Source organism: Streptomyces decoyicus (assembly GCF_019880305.1).
GTDB lineage: Bacteria > Actinomycetota > Actinomycetes > Streptomycetales > Streptomycetaceae > Streptomyces > Streptomyces decoyicus.
Genome location: NZ_CP082301.1, coordinates 4260294 through 4277582, shown reverse-complemented (window position 1 = coordinate 4277582; position 17289 = coordinate 4260294). Strand labels below are relative to the sequence as shown.

Sequence of the window (17289 nt, the reverse complement as noted above, 5' to 3'; positions counted from 1 at the left end):
TCAAGAGGTGGACGACCTCACCGACTACGACACCATCGTGCTGGCCGGAGGCGCGGCCCGGCGGCTCGGCGGGGCGGACAAACCCTCCGTGGCCGTCGGCGGCCGCCCCCTCTTGGACCGGGTGCTCGCCGCCTGCCCCGATGCGGCGATCACCGTCGTCGTCGGCCCGCGTCGCCCGGCCGCCCGCGCCGTCGTCCACGCCCTTGAGGACCCACCCGGTGGCGGTCCGCTCGCCGCACTGGACGCCGGCCTGCGGCACACCACCGCCCAGACCGTGCTCGTCCTCTCCGCCGACCTCCCGTTCCTGACCGCCGCGACCGTACAGAGCCTCCTGGAAGCGGCGACGCGAACGGGCGGCGCCGCCGCGCCGGGCGGCGGTTCTGCGTCTCACGAGGGCCGTGCGTCTCACGAGGGTCACGCGCCTCATGAGGGTCACGCGCCCCACGACGGCCGCGCACCGCGCGACGGCGCGATGCTCCAGGACGCCTCGGGGCGGGACCAGCCGCTGGTGGCCGCCTATCGGGCCGAGCCGCTGCGCCGTGAGCTGGCGCGGGTGCGGGCCGAGCACGGCACTCTGGCCGGTCTGCCGCTGCGTGCCCTGATGGCCGGGTTGCTGCTCGAACGGGTCCCGGACGCCACGGCCACGGCATCCTTCGACTGCGACACCTGGGAAGACATCAGCGCGGCACGCGCCCGTATCAGGGAGCATGGAAACGTGTTGGACGAATGGATCACCGCAGTCAAGGCCGAACTGGGCATCGAGCTCGATGTCGACACGGCGGCGCTTCTCGATCTCGCGCGGGACGCGGCGCACGGCGTGGCCCGGCCGGCCGCGCCGCTGACCACCTTCCTGATCGGTTATGCGGCGGGCCAACAGGGCCGCGACGTGCAGGAACTGACCGACCGGGCCGCCGCGCTGGCCAACCGCTGGGCAGCCGAGGGCGCGGCGGACGCCGACGCCACGCGTGCCGAAACGAAGCCCGCGGAATGACCGACGGCGAGATCGACGGCGAGATCGACGGCGCGTTCGACGGAGCGTTCGGCGGGGAGCCCGGCGGCACGGGCGGTATGGCGGGCCCGGCCCGGGGCGAGCCGGCGGGCGAGGGGCGCGGTGACCCGTTCGACGAGGCACTCGCGCTGGCCAACGCGGCCGCACCGGTGCGCGTACGGCCCGAAACCGAAACCGAGGCCGGGTCCCGGGCCGAGCCCACGACCGTGCGGGTGCCGTACGCCACCCGTGAGACGGCTGCACCCCACTCCTCCACCACCGGAGGCGGCGGCGACGTCCCCTACACGCCGGACGACCCCTTCTCCCTGGACGACCCCGCCGCCTGCGGGAACGGCCACTCCAGCACCTCTCGCTCCTCCAGCACCTCCAGGTCTCCGGGTCACTCCGGCTCCTCCGACCCTTCCGGCCCCGAAGACCCACCGGCCCCCACCGCCTCCGGCCCCCGCCCCACCCCGGCCGCCCTCCCCTGGCACATCGCCCGGGACATCGCCGAGCGCGCCGTACCCGGCCCGCCCGCGCCCGAGGCCTCGGCGCTCGGTGACGCGCTCGGCCGCACGCTCGCCGCGCCCCTCACCGCACTCACGGATCTGCCGTCGTTCGACACCTCGGCGATGGACGGCTGGGCGGTGTCCGGCCCAGGCCCCTGGCGGCTCGACCACCCCGCGGGTGCACCCGAGGACGGCCCCCCGCCCGGCATCCTTGCCGGTCATGCGCCTACCGAGGTGCTGCACGACGGCCATGCCGTCCCGATCGCCACCGGCGCGCGCGTGCCGCCCGGCGCCACCGCCGTGCTGCGCAGCGAGCACGGCGAGGTCCGTGAGCTGAGTGACGGCGGCCGTCGCCTGTACGCACCGCAGCCCGCGCCGCCGGGCCAGGACATCCGGCCGCGGGGCCAGGAGTGCCGCCGCGGCGACCACCTGCTGCCCGTCGGCGCCTTGGTGACCCCCGCCGTTCTCGGCCTGGCCGCCGCGGCCGGCTACGACGAGCTGACTGCCTACCGCCGGCCTCGTGCCGAAGTTCTCGTCCTGGGCGACGAGTTGCTGGACCACGGCCTGCCCCAGGACGGCCGGATCCGGGACGCGCTCGGCCCGATGCTCGCCCCCTGGCTGCATGCGCTGGGCGTCGAGGCGGCCGCGCCGCGCCATCTCGCCGACGACGCCGACACCCTGTACGCCGCCGTCGCGGAATCCACCGCCGACGTGGTGATCACTACGGGCGGGACGGCGTCGGGCCCGGTCGACCATGTGCACCCGACCCTGCGCAGGCTGGGCGCCGAGGTGCTGGTGGACGGCGTGGCGGTACGCCCCGGGCACCCCATGCTGCTCGCCCGTCTCGCCCCGAACCGGCATCTGGTCGGCCTGCCCGGCAACCCCCTCGCCGCCGTCTCCGGCCTGGTCACGCTCGCCGAACCGCTGCTCCGTACGCTCGCCGCCCGCCCTCCTGCCGCGCCGTACCGTACGCCGCTGGCCGCCCCCGTCCACGGGCATCCGCAGGACACCCGGCTCGTTCCGGTGGCCTACCGCGAGGACGAACGACTCGGCCTGACGGCGGCGCCGCTGCACTTCCACGGCCCTGCCATGCTGCGCGGGATCGCCGCCGCCGATGCGCTGGCCGTCGTCCCGCCCGGTGGCGCGGAGCGCGGCACCGAGCTTGAACTGCTGGAACTGCCCTGGTCAGCGGGCTGGTCACCGGGTTCGTCGACGGGCTGGACCGCCCCCGGGGGCGCGTAGGACGCCGCACTGCGCCAGGCAGCCGCCCGCCCCTTCGGTCCGCCGTCCGCTTCGCGCTCCCGTCCACCGAGCCCCCGTCAGCTGCTCGGTACCGCCTGCCTGATGGTGATCACACGGTCGGTGAGTTCGAGCTTTGCGGCCTGCGGGTCGGTGTAGTTCAGCACCCGGTGCCCCCGAACGACCGCCACCACCAGATCCTGGAGCTCGCGGGGGGAGCGGCCTGCCTCGCTCCTCGTCACCGGCCGCTCGTCGAGATCCAGACCGTTCCCGTAGGTCAGCAGATCCTCCAGGATCGTGCCGACGTTCGGGCTGGCCATGGACATACCGAGCAGCCGCCCTGCCGCGCTCGAACTCGTGATGACCAGATCGGCGCCGCTCTGCTTCAGCAGCGGTACGTTCTCGTCCTCCCGGACCGCCACCACGATGGAGGCGTGCTTGTTGAGCTGCCGTGCCGTCAGGGTGACCAGGGCGGCGGTGTCGTCGCGCTGGGTCGCGACGACCACGCGCGCGGCGCGCTGCAACTCGGCTCTGATGAGAGTGTCGGAGCGGGTGGCGTCTCCGTGAACCCCCACGAAGCCGTCGCTGCTGGCGGCGTCCACGACCGACTTCTGGGGGTCGACAATGACGATCTTCTCTTTGGAGATGCCCTGGACGATCAGGGTCTCGATGGCGTGGCGGCCCTTCGTCCCGTAGCCGATGACGACGACGTGATCTCGCATACGGGATCTCCAACGGTGAATGCGTACCTGGTGCCGGGTGCGTGCGGTGAGGACTTCGAGCGTGGTGCCGACCAAGATGATCAGGAACAGTACGCGGAGCGGTGTGATGACCAGGATGTTGATCAGCCGTGCGCTGTCGCTGACCGGAGTGATGTCGCCGTAGCCGGTGGTCGAGAGGGTGACGGTCGCGTAGTAGGCCGCGCCGAGAAAATCGACCTGTTGGTGGGCGTTGTCGCGGTATCCGTCGCGGTCGAACCAGACGAGCAGCGTCGTGACGGCCAGTACCCCGAGCGCCATGACAAGCCGTCGCAGGACCTGTTGGAGCGGCGGTGCCATGCCCTGGGCGGGCAGGACGATGGAGCGGCCGGCCTCGGTGTCGTCCTTGGCCTCGGTCCGTGTGCGGGACCAGAGGGAGCGGAGGATCGGGAATCTGCCGGTCTCGCGGCGCGGTTGCTGCGCGTCACTCATCCGGCCGACCCTCCCGGAACGGTGTGAGCTGCGACGGTCTGCGTAGGGGGCATGCCTCCCATGCTCGGGCATGCAGGCGCCGGTGCGCCCGTAGCCGTGGAGGGAATTGGCGACCGGCGGTAAGGGGGTGCCGCGCCGGCGAAGGCGCGGGCGGACGTCTTGATCATGGAGCGTTGATATCGCCGGCAGAGGAGCCGTGGTGGGGCAATGCCGGGGTGCTCACCCGGTGGAGTGGCACGTGGCGGCGGGGCGACGAGATGCCCTGGCCGAGGTGCCGCACCGGGCCGGCCGGCCCGCGCACTGCGGCATGTCCAGCACCCGCCGGTCCCCGGTTCCCCCGCAGCGGCGTCGCCCCGATGCCGCGGGAGGACGGATAACCGCACGTCATGCGGGGTCCGGTGGCCGACCCGGGCGTAGCCGTCGGCCCCCGCACCGTCGCCCCGTGCGCGGACGACGAGTAGCCTCGCGCCCATGCGAGCGATCACTATCCCCGAGCCCGGTGGCCCCGAAGCACTTGTCTGGGCGGACGTGCCCGATCCGAAGCCCGCCGAGGGCGAGGTCCTGATCGAGGTCGCGGCCAGCGCCGTGAACCGCGCCGACCTGCTCCAGCGCCAGGGCTTCTACGATCCGCCGCCCGGGTCCTCCCTCTATCCGGGTCTGGAGTGCTCGGGGCGGATCATCGAGCTCGGATCCGGCGTGCACGGCTGGGCCGTCGGTGACGAGGTGTGCGCGCTGCTGTCGGGTGGCGGATACGCGGAGAAGGTTGCCGTCCCGGCCGGGCAGCTGCTGCCGGTGCCGCACGGCCTGGACCTGGTCTCCGCCGCCGCGCTGCCCGAGGTGACGTGCACGGTCTGGTCGAACGTCTTCATGATCGCGCACCTGCGCCCCGGCGAGACGCTGCTGGTCCACGGCGGTGCCAGCGGCATCGGCACCATGGCGATCCAGCTCGCCAAGGCGGTCGGCGCGCGGGTGGCGGTCACCGCGGGCGGCCCCGAGAAGCTGGCCCGCTGTGCCGAGCTGGGGGCGGACATCCTCATCGACTACCGCGAGCAGGACTTCGTCCAGGAGATCCGGAAGGCCACCGACGGCAAGGGCGCGGACGTCATCCTCGACATCATCGGCGCGAAGTATCTCCAGCGGAACGTCAAGGCGCTGGCGGTCAGCGGACGGCTGGCGATCATCGGGCTTCAGGGCGGGGTGAAGGCGGAGCTGAATCTCGCCGCCCTGATGGCCAAGCGCGCCGCGATCACCGGCGCCGGGCTGCGCGCCCGCCCGCTGAACGAGAAGGCGGCCATCGTCGCCGCCGTACGGGAGCACGTCTGGCCGCTGATCAGCAACGGCCAGGTGCGGCCGATCGTGGACCGTACGCTCCCGCTGGCGGAGGCCGCCGAGGCGCATCGCATCGTGGAGGCGAGTACGCACATCGGCAAGGTCGTACTGACGGTCTGAGCCGGCCAGCCGCCCCGCCCCGTAGCCCGCGCCGCCTGCGCCCCTCCCGCGTTTCCCGCCGAGTAACCCGGCTGATATGTCCGAGATGCCGTGAATCTCATCACATGTGACGCTGGGGTGGTCACTCGACGGCTCGGCACGGGAGGGGCACTGTGGTCGCTCCAGGTTTCCGTTCGCGCATTGCCACCGGTCTGTTGGTGGCCGCCGTCGTGCTGCCCGTACCGATAGGAGCCGCCTCCGCAGCGGCTGCGGATCGGCGGGCCACACCGGTCGACCGCCCCCCGCAGCTCGCCCGCCCGGGCGATCAGCCCGAGGACTATGTGCAGGAAGACACCGGGCCCGGCGACTACGACTTCGACGGCTACGGGTCCGACGACTATGGGGCAGACCCCCGCTCGGGCGACGGGCGGGGTGCCGGAGCGCGCCGCGGCCACCACGGTCACCCCGGCCATCCGGGTGCCCCGGGGCACCTCCCGGAGCTGCCGCCCCGCTTCCCCGGCCTGCCGGACGCCGTTCCGGGCTTCCCGCACCGGCCTCCGCACCACCACTTCGGCGGGCTTCGTGGGCCCGGGCGGTGGCACCACCGCCCGCTTCACCCGTTCGACCCTTCCTTCATCGGGCCGGACGCGCCCCGGTACCCCTTCCCGGGTCGCGACGACGACGTGTACTACCCGAGTCCGGGTCACCATGGGCCGTCCGCCGGGGCGAGCGCTCCCGACGCCGACCGTGCGCACCCCCGGCCTGGCCGGCGTGCCCCGTCACCGAAGCACCACAAGCCCTCGGCGCCCCCACCCCACGCGAGCGAGGGGACCCCGGCACGGCCGTCCCCCTCGCACCGCTTCCATGCCGCGGACCGGCTCATCCAGCACCCCTACGAGGCATTGCCGCCGCTCCCGAGCCCTGCCGTCCCGCAGGAGGAGGCGCGCTCTGCACCGGACAGCACGGATGGCGAATCGGCCGCCACGGCGAGTCCCTATGCCATGGAAGGCCCGGGCGCACCGGTCGAGCGGGTCCTTCCGATGGGCGCCGGCCTTGCTCTGACAGGTCTGGGGCTGGCCTTCTTCGCCCTGCGGCTGCGTCGGAGCTGATTTTTCGGTGGTTTCACGTGAAACGGTGGGAATCCGTTGTTTCACGTGAAACCACGGCAGCCGGGTGCGCCCAGAGGGGTGGATCACCTTCTCTCAGGGGCACCACCCTTCATGACCCCTCGTACGAGAGAATGGCGGCATGGATATGCCGATGAATGAACGGTCGCAGGAGAATTCGCACGTCCTGGTCGTCGGCCCGGACGGCATGGCACTCGGCAGCACCGGCTCCGGTGGCGGGGACGACGGCAACGAGTCCCGCGAGACCCCCGTGACGGACATGGTCGAACAGCCTGCGAAGGTCATGCGCATCGGCAGCATGATCAAGCAGCTGCTGGAGGAGGTGAAGTCCGCTCCTCTGGACGAGGCGAGCCGGGTCCGGCTCAAGGAGATCCACGCCAGCTCGGTCAAGGAGCTGGAGGACGGGCTGGCGCCCGAGCTGGTCGAGGAGCTGGAGCGGCTGTCGCTGCCGTTCACCGATGAATCGGTGCCGACGGATGCGGAGTTGCGGATCGCCCAGGCCCAGCTGGTGGGCTGGCTGGAGGGCCTCTTCCACGGCATCCAGACCGCACTGTTCGCCCAGCAGATGGCCGCCCGCGCCCAGCTGGAGTCGATGCGCCGTGCCCTTCCGCCCGGCGCCGTTCCGATGGAGGCCGAGGAAGGCCACCCCGGTCAGGGCGGCGCCCGCTCGGGCCCGTACCTCTAGGGAGAGACACACCCCCTAGCACTGTCTCCAGAGCCTGCAGAAGACAGAAGGGGCCGGCACGCATTCCGCGTGCCGGCCCCTTCCGCTGTCCACGGGAGGCCCGTGGGCCGTATGCCGTCAGCCGCTGCGGCCGGTCGAGACGGTCAGCTCGATGGTGTCGGACTTGCTCGGGTACCACCAGCTGATGGCGGCCGGGGTCTGGTTCGTGACGGTGTTCTTACCCCAGATCGAGCTGTCCTCCTGCCCCACGACCTTGTACTTCCAGCCCGCGGCCTCGATGCACTTCTTCACCGAGTCGAGGTTCTTGAAGCGGAACGAAGGGATGAGGATCTTGCCCTTGTCGCTGTAGCTCTTGGTGGGGTTGGTGCACTCGGACGTCAGGATCGTCGCCGACTTGTCCTCGGGCCGGACGCTCTCGGTGGGCGACGGCGACGAGGTGTCGGAGTACGCCGACGTCGGGGTGACATCACCGCCGTTGTCGTCGCCGGAGCCGGCGCTCAGACCGATGCCGATCGCGATCGCGGTGACCACGACCACGCCGACTATCGCCGAGACGACGATCACCGCGGTGTTGCTCTTCCGCGGGCCGGGGCCACCGGCCGACGGCATCGACGCCGTCACGGGCGGCGGGGTGTAGGTCGGCGGGGGCTGGAAGCCACCCGAGTTGAACGGTGCCGGCCCCGGGATGGGACCCGGCACCGGCGTCGGGTAGGCGTTGTTCGGCGGCGGGGGCGTCGAGGGCCCGAACCCGACCGCCTGCGTCGGCTGATACGGCTGCTGCACGCTCGGCGGGGCCGGGGTGTGAAGGTTGCCGGAGGCGGTGGGGAACACCGCGGAGGAGACCGACGAGCCGCTGGTGCGTGCCTTGGGGCCCTCGCCGATGATCAGCGGCGTCGCACCGGACTGCCCGGACCCGACGATCCGCAGGCACTCGTCCCGCATCGCCTCGGAGGTGGGGAACCGCTCGTTGGGATTCTTCTTCAGCGCCCGGGCCACCAGCGCGTCCACGGCCGGCGGCAGCGAGCTGTTGATGCTCGACGGGACCGGGGGCTCTTCCTGGACATGGGCGTAGGCGATGGCGAGCGGGGAGTCCGCGTCGAACGGCAGCTGACCGGTGAGCAGCTCGAAGAGCATGATGCCGACGGAGTAGAGGTCGGAGCGGGCGTCCACACCGCGGCCCAGGGCCTGCTCGGGCGAGAGGTACTGCGGAGTGCCGACGACCATGCCGGTCTGCGTCATCGACGTCACACCGGACTGCATGGCGCGGGCGATGCCGAAGTCCATGACCTTGACGACGCCACGCTTGTTCAGCATGACGTTCCCGGGCTTGATATCGCGGTGGACCAGGCCCATCTCATGGCTGACCTCGAGCGCGGCCAGCACATCGGCCGTGATCTTCAAGGCTTTTTCCGTCGGCATCGCGCCAAGTTGCGCAATGTCGGTGTCCAGATCCGAGCGCAGTGGCTGGCCCGCGACGTACTCCATGACGATGTACGGCACCATGCCGCCGTCGAGCTCGTCCTCACCGGAGTCGTAGACCGAGACGATATTGGTGTGCGTGAGTTTCGCCACGGACTGGGCCTCGCGGCGGAAGCGCTCACGGAAGGCCTGCTCGCGACCGAGCTCGGTATGCAGGGTCTTGATCGCGACCTCGCGATCAAGCACGCTGTCGTAGGCGAGGTGCACGGAGGCCATGCCACCGGCGCCCAGAAGATCACGAAGCTGGTAACGTCCTCCGCCGACCGAACGGCCCTCGAATTGGCCTTGAGCGCCGTCCTGGCTCATCGTTCCGCTTCCCCCTAGGCGCACTACATACGTAGAGCGATCAAAATCTGGAATTCCGCAGCCAAGTCTGCCCCAGGCCTCGGACACGTCAAGCTGTGTGCCCGTTCCGTGACCAGATGTGCAAGATCCCGTCACGGCCGTGAGGCTTTTGCGCGCCCGATCACCCCTGGTGAACTTGCGACTCGTGGCTTCCGGCAGGTTTGATGGCCGGTCCACGACGGACCGGCGGGTGCCGCGGAACCTGTAGCGTGCTCTAGCGAAGACCGATGACCCTACCGCTCTCATGCGGATCGATTCGACGGCGAGGACCGATGGCACCGACGCAGAGCCCACAGGGCCCGTCCGATCCTGACGCCACCGGCTCCAATATCCCCGACGCACCGGAGATGTGGGGCAATGGCGGGCTGGTCGGCGATGGCCGCTACCGGCTCACGCATCGGCTCGGCCGCGGTGGCATGGCGGAGGTGTTCGCGGCCGAGGACGTACGTCTCGGCCGGACCGTCGCCGTGAAGCTGCTGCGCGCCGACCTGGCCGAGGACCCGGTGTCCAAGGCCCGCTTCACGCGTGAGGCACAGTCCGTGGCCGGGCTGAACCACCACGCGGTGGTGGCGGTCTACGACTCCGGCGAGGACCTGGTCGGCGGCAACACCGTGCCGTACATCGTGATGGAGCTGGTCGAGGGCCACACCATCCGCGATCTGCTGCTCAACGCCGATGCCCCGCCGCCGGACCAGGCGCTGATCATCGTCTCCGGTGTGCTGGAGGCGCTGGCCTACAGCCACCAGCACGGCATCGTGCACCGTGACATCAAGCCCGCGAACGTGATCATCACGAACAGCGGCGCCGTCAAGGTCATGGACTTCGGCATCGCCCGTGCCCTGCACGGCGCCGCGTCCACCATGACCCAGACCGGCATGGTCATGGGCACCCCCCAGTACCTCTCCCCGGAGCAGGCGCTCGGCAAGACCGTCGACACCCGCTCCGACCTCTACGCCACCGGCTGTCTGCTCTACGAACTCCTCACGCTGCGGCCGCCGTTCACCGGCGAGACCCCGCTGTCGGTCGTCTACCAGCACGTCCAGGACATGCCGGTGGCGCCGTCCGAGGTCGCCAACGCGGTGCCGCCGGAGCTGGACGGCCTGGTCATGCGGTCGCTGGCCAAGGACCCCGACGACCGGTTCCAGTCCGCCGAGGAGATGCGCGGCCTGGTCCAGTACTCGCTCCAGATGCTGCACGAGCAGGGCGGTCACACCGGCACCTGGAACACCGGCCCGGTCGCCCTGCACGAGGGCGGTCACACGCCCATGGGCACGGCGGCCACCACCGCGCTGCCGCACTCCGACGCCGGCCGCACCACGGCGCAGCCGATTCTGACCCCCGGAATGCGGGATGACGACGGCGGCTTCGACGGCGGTCCCCGGCCGGGCAAGGGTGGCCGCGGCAAGATCTGGCTGATCGCGGCGCTCGCGGTGATCGCGATCGCCATGGGTGTGGCCTACGCGATACAGAACACCGAGGGCCAGGGCAAAAAGCACGAGACCCCCACGTCGCAGTCGCCGAAGCCGACGAAGGACGACAAGGCGAGCGAGTCGCCTTCGGAGGAGCCCAGCACCCCGGAGACCGACCCCGGCGACACGGGCGAGGACGACAGCACGTACAGCCAGCCGCCGCCTGAGCAGCCCAGTACGCCCGAGACGTCCGAGCCGCCCACCTCGGAGCCGCCGACGTCCGAGCCGCCGACGTCCGAGCCGCCCACCGACGACACCGGTGGCACGACCGACGGTGGTCCCACGGACGGTGGCACCGATGACGGGGGCGCCGCGAACGGTGGCGCCGCCGACGGCGGGACGTCCACCGGCACGGACAGCGGGGCCACCGCCGGCAGCGGCGCGGACTCCGGCACCTCGCTCGGTACGACCGGCTGACCGGCGCGCCGCCCCGGTTCAGCGGGTGAAGGCGTTCCGTACGGCCCGGTACTCGCGGGTCCACCACACGGCCAGTGCGGCCGCCGCCGGGAACTGTGGATCGGTGCGGCGGTCGCCCAGCTGGTAGCGCCAGGTGAGCATCCAGAAGTCGTTCAGCCGCTCCCACCACACCCGGTGGACGGCTGCCGCGAGCTCCTCGGCCCCGGCTCCGCAGGCCCTGCGGTAGGCGCCCGCGTACGCCGCCACCTTCGCCAGGTCCAGCGTGCCGCAGGGGCGGACGAAGAAGATCGCGGCGGCGCGTACCGCCTCCTCGGCGCGGGGCTGGACGCCCAGCCGGTCCCAGTCGACGATCGCGGTCGGCTCCGCGTCGCGGTAGAGCACATTCAGCGGGTGGAAGTCGCCGTGCACCCAGCCCGCCGGGGGTTCCGCACCCGGGGCGGGGCGATGGTGCGCATGCTGCGCCAGCAGGGCCCGGCGCTCCAGCAGACGGTGTTCGGCGAGTTCGTCGAAGCTGGTGCGCGGGCGGGCGCCGCGGGCCAGCGCCAGCAGTTCGTCGATCATCTCGAAGGTCCGCTCGGGGTCGGCGGCGGCGTCCGCGCACGGCGGCCGGGGCGGATGCGGCTCGTCGGCCATGACCTGCTCCAGTGCGGTGTGCACGAGCCCGAGCAGGGCGCCGAGCTGCCAGGACTGGCCGCGGGTCAGTGCGGCGCCGCCCAGGTGGTGGCCTTCGACCCAGGGGTGCAGGGCGTAGCAGCGGCCGTCGAGGACGGTGACGGTCCGGCCGTCCGCGTCGGCGACGGGCGGGGCGACCGGCAGGCCGAGCGCGGCGAGCCGGCGGCCGGCGCGGTGCTGGCGGGTGAGGGCGGCGCGGTCGCCGTCGAGGTGGTGTTTGAGGAAGTAGCGGCCGCGCGTGGTGGCGAGGAAGTAGCCGTGGTTGAGCAGGCCCTCGGCGACGGGTTCGCAGGACAGCGGCGCGCCGGCGCCGGTGTAGTGGCGGAGCAGGGATCCGAGAGTGTCTCTGTCGGGCGTCGCCGCCGTCCGGACTACAGATGAGCGCAGCACGCGCCAGATGTTAGATCAACTGCGCCCGTCGGAGTGGGTGTACCGCATGGATTCACGCAGAGTGCACATAGCGGAAGACCGGCACATCGGTGAGGTAGTGCAGGGTCACGAACTCGGGCTCGATGCGCAGGAAAACCGGGTCGAAGGGGACCCCGTCGGCCAGCCGGGGTGTGCGGCCGAAGAGCTCGCGCTCGGCCGGGCTGGGCTCGACGACCCGGGCGGTGCCGGTGAACTGCACCGACCATGTGTCGTGCTCACCGCTGTTGACGTTGTCGGCCTCGTAGGCGACCACGCTGCCGTCCAGGGCCTGGTGGTAGTCGTAGCCGCGGTGCAGCCGCAGCATCAGCCGCCCGTCCAGGATGAGATGGCGGGTGACGGTGGTGAAGGGCAGCGCCCGCCGACTGGCCGAGACGCGCCCGTAGGGCGTGCGGCTCAGCAGCTCGATGGCACGGTAGTTGTCGGTGGGCATGTCACCACCTTGCCGGTGGGTCCGGTCGGCAAGTAGAGGCCGGCAGCCCCGAGGAACAGGGACGATGGTCCTGAATCGCCATGAGCCGGGCAGAGCGTTACCGGTTCCTCTTTGCCGACATGCTGTTTCAGTGGCGTTCCGCCTGCATCCGCGCGACATACGCGGCGGCCTGGGAACGGCGCTCCATGCCGAGCTTGGACAGCAGGCTGGAGACATAATTCTTGATCGTTTTCTCGGCGAGATGGAGCCGTTCGCCGATGACGCGATTGGTCAGCCCCTCGCCGATCAGATCGAGGATCCTGCGCTCCTGGTCGGTGAGGCTCGCCAGCCGGTCGTCGCCCTTCGGGGCGTTGCCGTCGCGCAGCCGCTCCAGCACCCGGGCGGTGGCCACGGGGTCGAGCAGCGACTTGCCGGCCGCCACGTCGCGAACCGCGGAGAGCAGCTCGTTACCCCGAATGGCCTTGAGGACATACCCGGCCGCACCGGCCATGATCGCATCGAAAAGGGCCTCGTCATCCGCGAACGAGGTGAGCATCAGGCATTTGATGTCCTCGTCCTGCGAACGGATCTCGCGGCAGACCTCGACACCGCTCCCATCCGGCAGCCGGACGTCGAGCACCGCGACGTCGGGACGCGTCGCCGGGATCCTGACCAGGGCATCTGCCGCGGTACCCGCCTCGCCGATCACCTCGATGTCGTCCTCGACCGACAACATTTCGTGAACGCCACGCCGGACAACTTCGTGGTCATCGAGCAGGAATACCGTGATTTTTCCGTCTTCGCGCACCTCATCAGTCTCACACATCAACCCTTCCCGTGCTCCAGGTCAGCGATATAACGTGCCGTTGTCCCGGCGGCCTGCAACGCTGTGACCAGGAGTTGTTCCAAGCCTTAGCGATTTACTTGGAAATCCAAGCAAAATCGCAGGTCAGCGCCGTTTCCACTTCGGCTTTGACAATGGGTAACGTGCAATGAGCAGGCCACTGTCCGGGAGCTTTGTTCCACCCGGATCCGGCCGCGTTCGCACACACCCCGTGCGCCGTATCGGATACCGGGTGAGCCGCAATACGGCCACCGGCGGACCCCGGGGGCCGGACAGACGGAGGAGCAGCACGTGACCGTGGAAGGCACTGCGCAGCGGAAAAACGCCCGCGGCAGCAGCAAGCGCACCACCGCCAAAAAGGCGACGTCGGCCAAGAAGGCGTCCCCGGCCAAGACCCGGAACTCCGGTGGGCCCGAGGCGGAGCAGAACCAGCTCGTACAACTGCTGACCCCCGAAGGCAAGCGGGTCGAGCACCCGGATTACTCGATCGATCTTTCCGCCGACGAGCTGCGCGGGCTCTACCGCGACATGGTGCTGACGCGGAAGTTCGATGCCGAGGCGACCACTCTCCAGCGCCAGGGCGAACTGGGCCTGTGGGCTTCGCTGCTGGGCCAGGAGGCCGCCCAGATCGGCTCCGGCCGTGCGCTGCGCGACGACGACTATGTCTTCCCGACCTACCGTGAGCACGGTGTGGCGTGGTGTCGTGGCGTCGACCCGACGAATCTGCTGGGCATGTTCCGCGGTGTCAATCACGGCGGCTGGGACCCCAACAGCAACAACTTCCACCTCTACACGATCGTCATCGGTTCGCAGACACTGCATGCGACCGGCTATGCGATGGGAGTGCAGAAGGACGGCGCGGATTCCGCGGTCATCGCCTATTTCGGTGACGGCGCCTCCAGCCAGGGAGATGTCGCGGAATCCTTCACCTTCTCCGCGGTCTACAACGCCCCGGTCGTGTTCTTCTGCCAGAACAACCAATGGGCGATTTCCGAACCCACCGAGAAGCAGACCCGGGTGCCGCTCTACCAGCGCGCCCGCGGTTACGGATTCCCCGGTGTACGGGTCGACGGCAATGACGTACTGGCCTGTCTGGCGGTGACCAAGGCGGCGCTGGAGCGGGCGCGCACCGGCCAGGGCCCGATGCTCATCGAGGCGTTCACCTACCGCATGGGCGCGCACACCACCTCCGACGACCCGACGAAGTACCGGGCGGACGAGGAGCGGGCGGCCTGGGAGGCCAAGGACCCGATCCTGCGGCTGCGGACGTATCTGGAGGCCGAGGGCCTGGTCGACGAGGCGTATCTCGCCTCGATCGACGAGGAGAGCGAGGCGCTGGGCAAGCGGGTCCGCGACGCCGTTCGTGCCATGCCCGACCCGGACGACATGGCGATCTTCGAGAATGTCTATGCCGACGGGCATGCGCTCGTCGATGAGGAGCGCGCGCAGTTCGCCGCGTACCAGGCGTCGTTCGCCGACGCCGATGCCGTCGCGGAGGGGAACTGACCATGGCCGTCTTCGAGAAGATCACCATTGCCAAGGCGATCAACGAGTCGCTGCGTGCCTCCATGGAGGCCGACCCCAAGGTCCTCGTCATGGGCGAGGACGTCGGCAAGCTCGGCGGCGTCTTCCGTGTCACCGACGGCCTGCAGAAGGACTTCGGCGAGGAGCGGGTGATCGACACCCCGCTGGCCGAGTCCGGCATCGTCGGCACCGCGATCGGTATGGCGCTGCGCGGCTACCGCCCGGTCGTCGAGATCCAGTTCGACGGCTTCGTCTTCCCCGCCTACGACCAGATCGTCACCCAGCTCGCGAAGATGCACGCCCGTGCGCTGGGCAAGGTCAAGGTGCCGGTCGTCATCCGCATCCCGTACGCGGGTGGCATCGGCGCGGTCGAGCACCACTCCGAGTCCCCCGAGGCGCTGTTCGCGCATGTCGCGGGCCTCAAGATCGTCTCTCCCTCGAACTCCTCCGACGCCTACTGGATGCTCCAGCAGGCCATCGCGGGTGACGACCCGGTCATCTACTTCGAGCCCAAGCGCCGCTACCACGACAAGTCGCGGCTGGACACCGAGTCGATCCCCGACCCGCTGCACAAGGCCCGGATCGCCCGGACCGGCTCCGACCTCACGCTGGCCGCCTACGGCCCGATGGTCAAGGTCTGCCAGGACGTCGCCAATGTCGCGGCCGAGGAGGGCAAGTCGCTCGAGGTCGTCGACCTGCGCTCGCTCTCCCCGATCGACTTCGACACCGTGCAGTCGTCGGTGCAGAAGACCGGCCGGCTGGTCGTCGTCCACGAGGCCCCGGTCTTCTTCGGTGCGGGTGCGGAGATCGCCGCCCGGATCACCGAGCGGTGCTTCTACCACCTGGAGGCCCCGGTCCTGCGGGTCGGCGGTTTCCACTCCCCGTATCCGCCCTCCCGTCTGGAGGACGAGTACCTTCCGGGGCTGGACCGGGTGCTCGACGCCGTCGACCGTGCGTTGGCGTACTGAGGGTTTGAGGAGAGTTCGTGACCATGACTGCAAGTACCGCCAATGCTCAGCGCTTCCGCGAGTTCAAGATGCCCGATGTGGGCGAGGGGCTCACCGAGGCCGAGATCCTCAAGTGGTACGTCAAGCCGGGCGACACCGTCACCGACGGCCAGGTCGTCTGTGAGGTCGAGACCGCCAAGGCCGCCGTGGAGCTGCCCATCCCCTACGACGGGGTGGTGCATGAGCTGAACTTCGGCGAGGGCGTCACCGTCGATGTCGGCACCGTCATCATCTCTGTGGACACCGATCCCGGAGCCGGGCCCGCAGCGGCGCCGGCGGCGCAGCAGGCGCCGCAGGAGGCCGCCGCGTCCGAGGCGGGGGACGCCGAGCCGCAGGGCCGGCAGGCGGTGCTGGTCGGCTACGGCGCCGCGCCGTCCTCGACCAAGCGCCGGGCGCGCAAGCCCCAGGCGGCGGTGCCGGCCCAGCCGGAGCCCGTGAGCGCCGCGCTCCAGGCGGAGCTGAACGGGCGGGCCGCCCCCGCACCGACGACTGCCCCGTCGATCACTCCCGCCGCGCCCGCGGCCGCTCCGGTGACTCCGGTCGCGAACGGCGCCGGTGCCAGGTCCGCCGGGCGGCCGCTGGCCAAGCCGCCGGTGCGCAAGCTCGCCAAGGACCTCGGCATCGACCTGGCAGCGGTCGCCCCCACCGGGCCGGACGGCATCATCACCCGCGAGGACGTCCATGCGGCGGCCGCCCCGGCAGCGGCGCCGTCCCCGGCCGCCCCGGCCGAGGCCGCCGGGCCGGTCGCCGTTCCGGCGGCTGCCCCCGAGCCCGGCATCGTCGATGCGGCCGCCCGCGAGCGGCGGGTGCCGGTCAAGGGCGTACGCAAGGCCACCGCGCAGGCGATGGTCCAGAGCGCCTTCACCGCGCCGCACGTCACGGAGTTCATCACCGTCGATGTGACCCGCACGATGAAGCTCGTCCAGGAACTCAAGCAGGACCCGGACATGGCGGGGCTGCGCGTCAACCCGCTGCTGCTCGTCGCCAAGGCCTTCCTGGTCGCCATCAAGCGCCACCCGGAGGTCAATGCGTCCTGGGACGAGGCGCGTCAGGAGATCGTCTACAAGGACTACGTGAACCTCGGGATCGCGGCGGCCACCCCGCGCGGGCTGATCGTCCCGAACATCAAGGACGCCGGAGTCAAGACGCTCCCCCGACTCGCCGCGGAACTGGGCGAGCTGGTCGCCACCGCACGCGAGGGCAAGACCTCCCCCGCCGCGATGAGCGGCGGCACGGTCACCATCACCAACGTCGGCGTCTTCGGCGTCGACACCGGTACGCCGATCCTCAACCCGGGGGAGTCGGCAATCCTCGCCTTCGGGGCGGTCAAGCTCCAGCCGTGGGTCCACAAGGGCAAGGTGAAGGCGCGCCAGGTGACCACCCTCGCGCTGTCCTTCGACCACCGGCTCATCGACGGCGAGCTGGGCTCCAAGCTGCTCGCGGACATCGCGGCCGTGCTGGAACGGCCCAAGCGTCTGATCACCTGGGGATGAGCCAGGATGCGGGGCCGGGCGGTTCGGAGCGGTGT

General features: G+C 70.8%; 14 protein-coding genes. 9 read left to right on the top strand and 5 right to left on the bottom strand.

The window, feature by feature from the left end; genetic code table 11:
• Positions 1 to 7: 7 nt before the first annotated feature.
• Positions 8 to 991 carry a DUF6457 domain-containing protein gene (locus tag K7C20_RS18750; RefSeq protein ID WP_053209183.1) on the top strand — a complete coding sequence of 328 codons (984 nt, stop codon included), beginning with the start codon at positions 8 to 10 and terminating at the stop codon, positions 989 to 991.
• Positions 988 to 2739: a molybdopterin molybdotransferase MoeA gene (locus tag K7C20_RS18745; protein WP_167352511.1), complete on the top strand. Its 1752-nt coding sequence runs from the start codon at positions 988 to 990 to the stop codon at positions 2737 to 2739. The genes K7C20_RS18750 and K7C20_RS18745 overlap by 4 nt, the downstream gene beginning before the upstream one ends.
• A 77-nt stretch (positions 2740 to 2816) precedes the next feature.
• Here K7C20_RS18745 and K7C20_RS18740 read toward each other — a convergent pair whose 3' ends face one another.
• Positions 2817 to 3926 carry a potassium channel family protein gene (locus K7C20_RS18740; protein WP_030075621.1) on the bottom strand — a complete coding sequence of 370 codons (1110 nt, stop codon included), beginning with the start codon at positions 3924 to 3926 and terminating at the stop codon, positions 2817 to 2819.
• Between the two features lie 471 nt (positions 3927 to 4397).
• Between K7C20_RS18740 and K7C20_RS18735 the strand changes: the two genes are divergently transcribed.
• From K7C20_RS18735 to K7C20_RS18725, 3 genes are all read left to right on the top strand, one after another.
• A complete protein-coding gene (locus K7C20_RS18735) occupies positions 4398 to 5375 on the top strand; it encodes an NAD(P)H-quinone oxidoreductase (RefSeq protein WP_030075620.1) in 978 nt (325 codons plus the stop codon).
• Positions 5376 to 5527: 152 nt separating this feature from the next.
• Complete coding sequence (locus K7C20_RS18730; RefSeq protein ID WP_150127216.1) at positions 5528 to 6463, top strand: chromosomal replication initiator protein DnaA; 936 nt, start codon at positions 5528 to 5530, stop codon at positions 6461 to 6463.
• 139 nt (positions 6464 to 6602) lie between these two features.
• Positions 6603 to 7166 carry a bacterial proteasome activator family protein gene (locus K7C20_RS18725; protein ID WP_209443905.1) on the top strand — a complete coding sequence of 188 codons (564 nt, stop codon included), beginning with the start codon at positions 6603 to 6605 and terminating at the stop codon, positions 7164 to 7166.
• A 117-nt stretch (positions 7167 to 7283) separates the two neighbouring features.
• Here K7C20_RS18725 and K7C20_RS18720 read toward each other — a convergent pair whose 3' ends face one another.
• The gene (locus K7C20_RS18720) at positions 7284 to 8951 is read right to left on the bottom strand and encodes a protein kinase domain-containing protein (RefSeq protein WP_053209186.1); all 1668 of its coding nucleotides are present in this window, start codon (positions 8949 to 8951) and stop codon (positions 7284 to 7286) included.
• Between the two features lie 311 nt (positions 8952 to 9262).
• Between K7C20_RS18720 and K7C20_RS18715 the strand changes: the two genes are divergently transcribed.
• Positions 9263 to 10876, top strand: a complete 1614-nt coding sequence (locus tag K7C20_RS18715) for a protein kinase domain-containing protein (protein WP_030075616.1) — start codon at positions 9263 to 9265, stop codon at positions 10874 to 10876.
• An 18-nt stretch (positions 10877 to 10894) separates the two neighbouring features.
• Here the strand turns inward: K7C20_RS18715 and K7C20_RS18710 are convergent, their stop codons facing one another.
• The 3 genes from K7C20_RS18710 to K7C20_RS18700 all read right to left on the bottom strand — a co-directional run bounded on the left by K7C20_RS18710 (position 10895) and on the right by K7C20_RS18700 (position 13194).
• Entirely contained in the window at positions 10895 to 11938 is a 1044-nt protein-coding gene (locus tag K7C20_RS18710) for a phosphotransferase (protein WP_053209187.1), read from the bottom strand.
• A 52-nt stretch (positions 11939 to 11990) separates the two neighbouring features.
• Positions 11991 to 12407 (bottom strand): pyridoxamine 5'-phosphate oxidase family protein, encoded by a 417-nt coding sequence (locus tag K7C20_RS18705; protein WP_030075614.1) that lies wholly within the window; start codon positions 12405 to 12407, stop codon positions 11991 to 11993.
• Between the two features lie 127 nt (positions 12408 to 12534).
• Positions 12535 to 13194: a response regulator gene (locus K7C20_RS18700; RefSeq protein ID WP_030075613.1), complete on the bottom strand. Its 660-nt coding sequence runs from the start codon at positions 13192 to 13194 to the stop codon at positions 12535 to 12537.
• 327 nt (positions 13195 to 13521) lie between these two features.
• Between K7C20_RS18700 and pdhA the strand changes: the two genes are divergently transcribed.
• Genes pdhA through K7C20_RS18685 form a run of 3 tightly spaced genes read left to right on the top strand, consistent with a single transcriptional unit; the run spans position 13522 to position 17254 of the window.
• Complete coding sequence (gene pdhA / locus K7C20_RS18695) at positions 13522 to 14736, top strand: pyruvate dehydrogenase (acetyl-transferring) E1 component subunit alpha (RefSeq protein ID WP_030075612.1); 1215 nt, start codon at positions 13522 to 13524, stop codon at positions 14734 to 14736.
• A 2-nt stretch (positions 14737 to 14738) separates the two neighbouring features.
• The gene (locus K7C20_RS18690) at positions 14739 to 15722 is read left to right on the top strand and encodes an alpha-ketoacid dehydrogenase subunit beta (protein ID WP_030075611.1); all 984 of its coding nucleotides are present in this window, start codon (positions 14739 to 14741) and stop codon (positions 15720 to 15722) included.
• A 23-nt stretch (positions 15723 to 15745) separates the two neighbouring features.
• Positions 15746 to 17254, top strand: coding sequence for a dihydrolipoamide acetyltransferase family protein (locus K7C20_RS18685; protein WP_053209188.1), 1509 nt, complete (start codon positions 15746 to 15748; stop codon positions 17252 to 17254).
• The last annotated feature ends 35 nt before the right edge of the window (positions 17255 to 17289 follow it).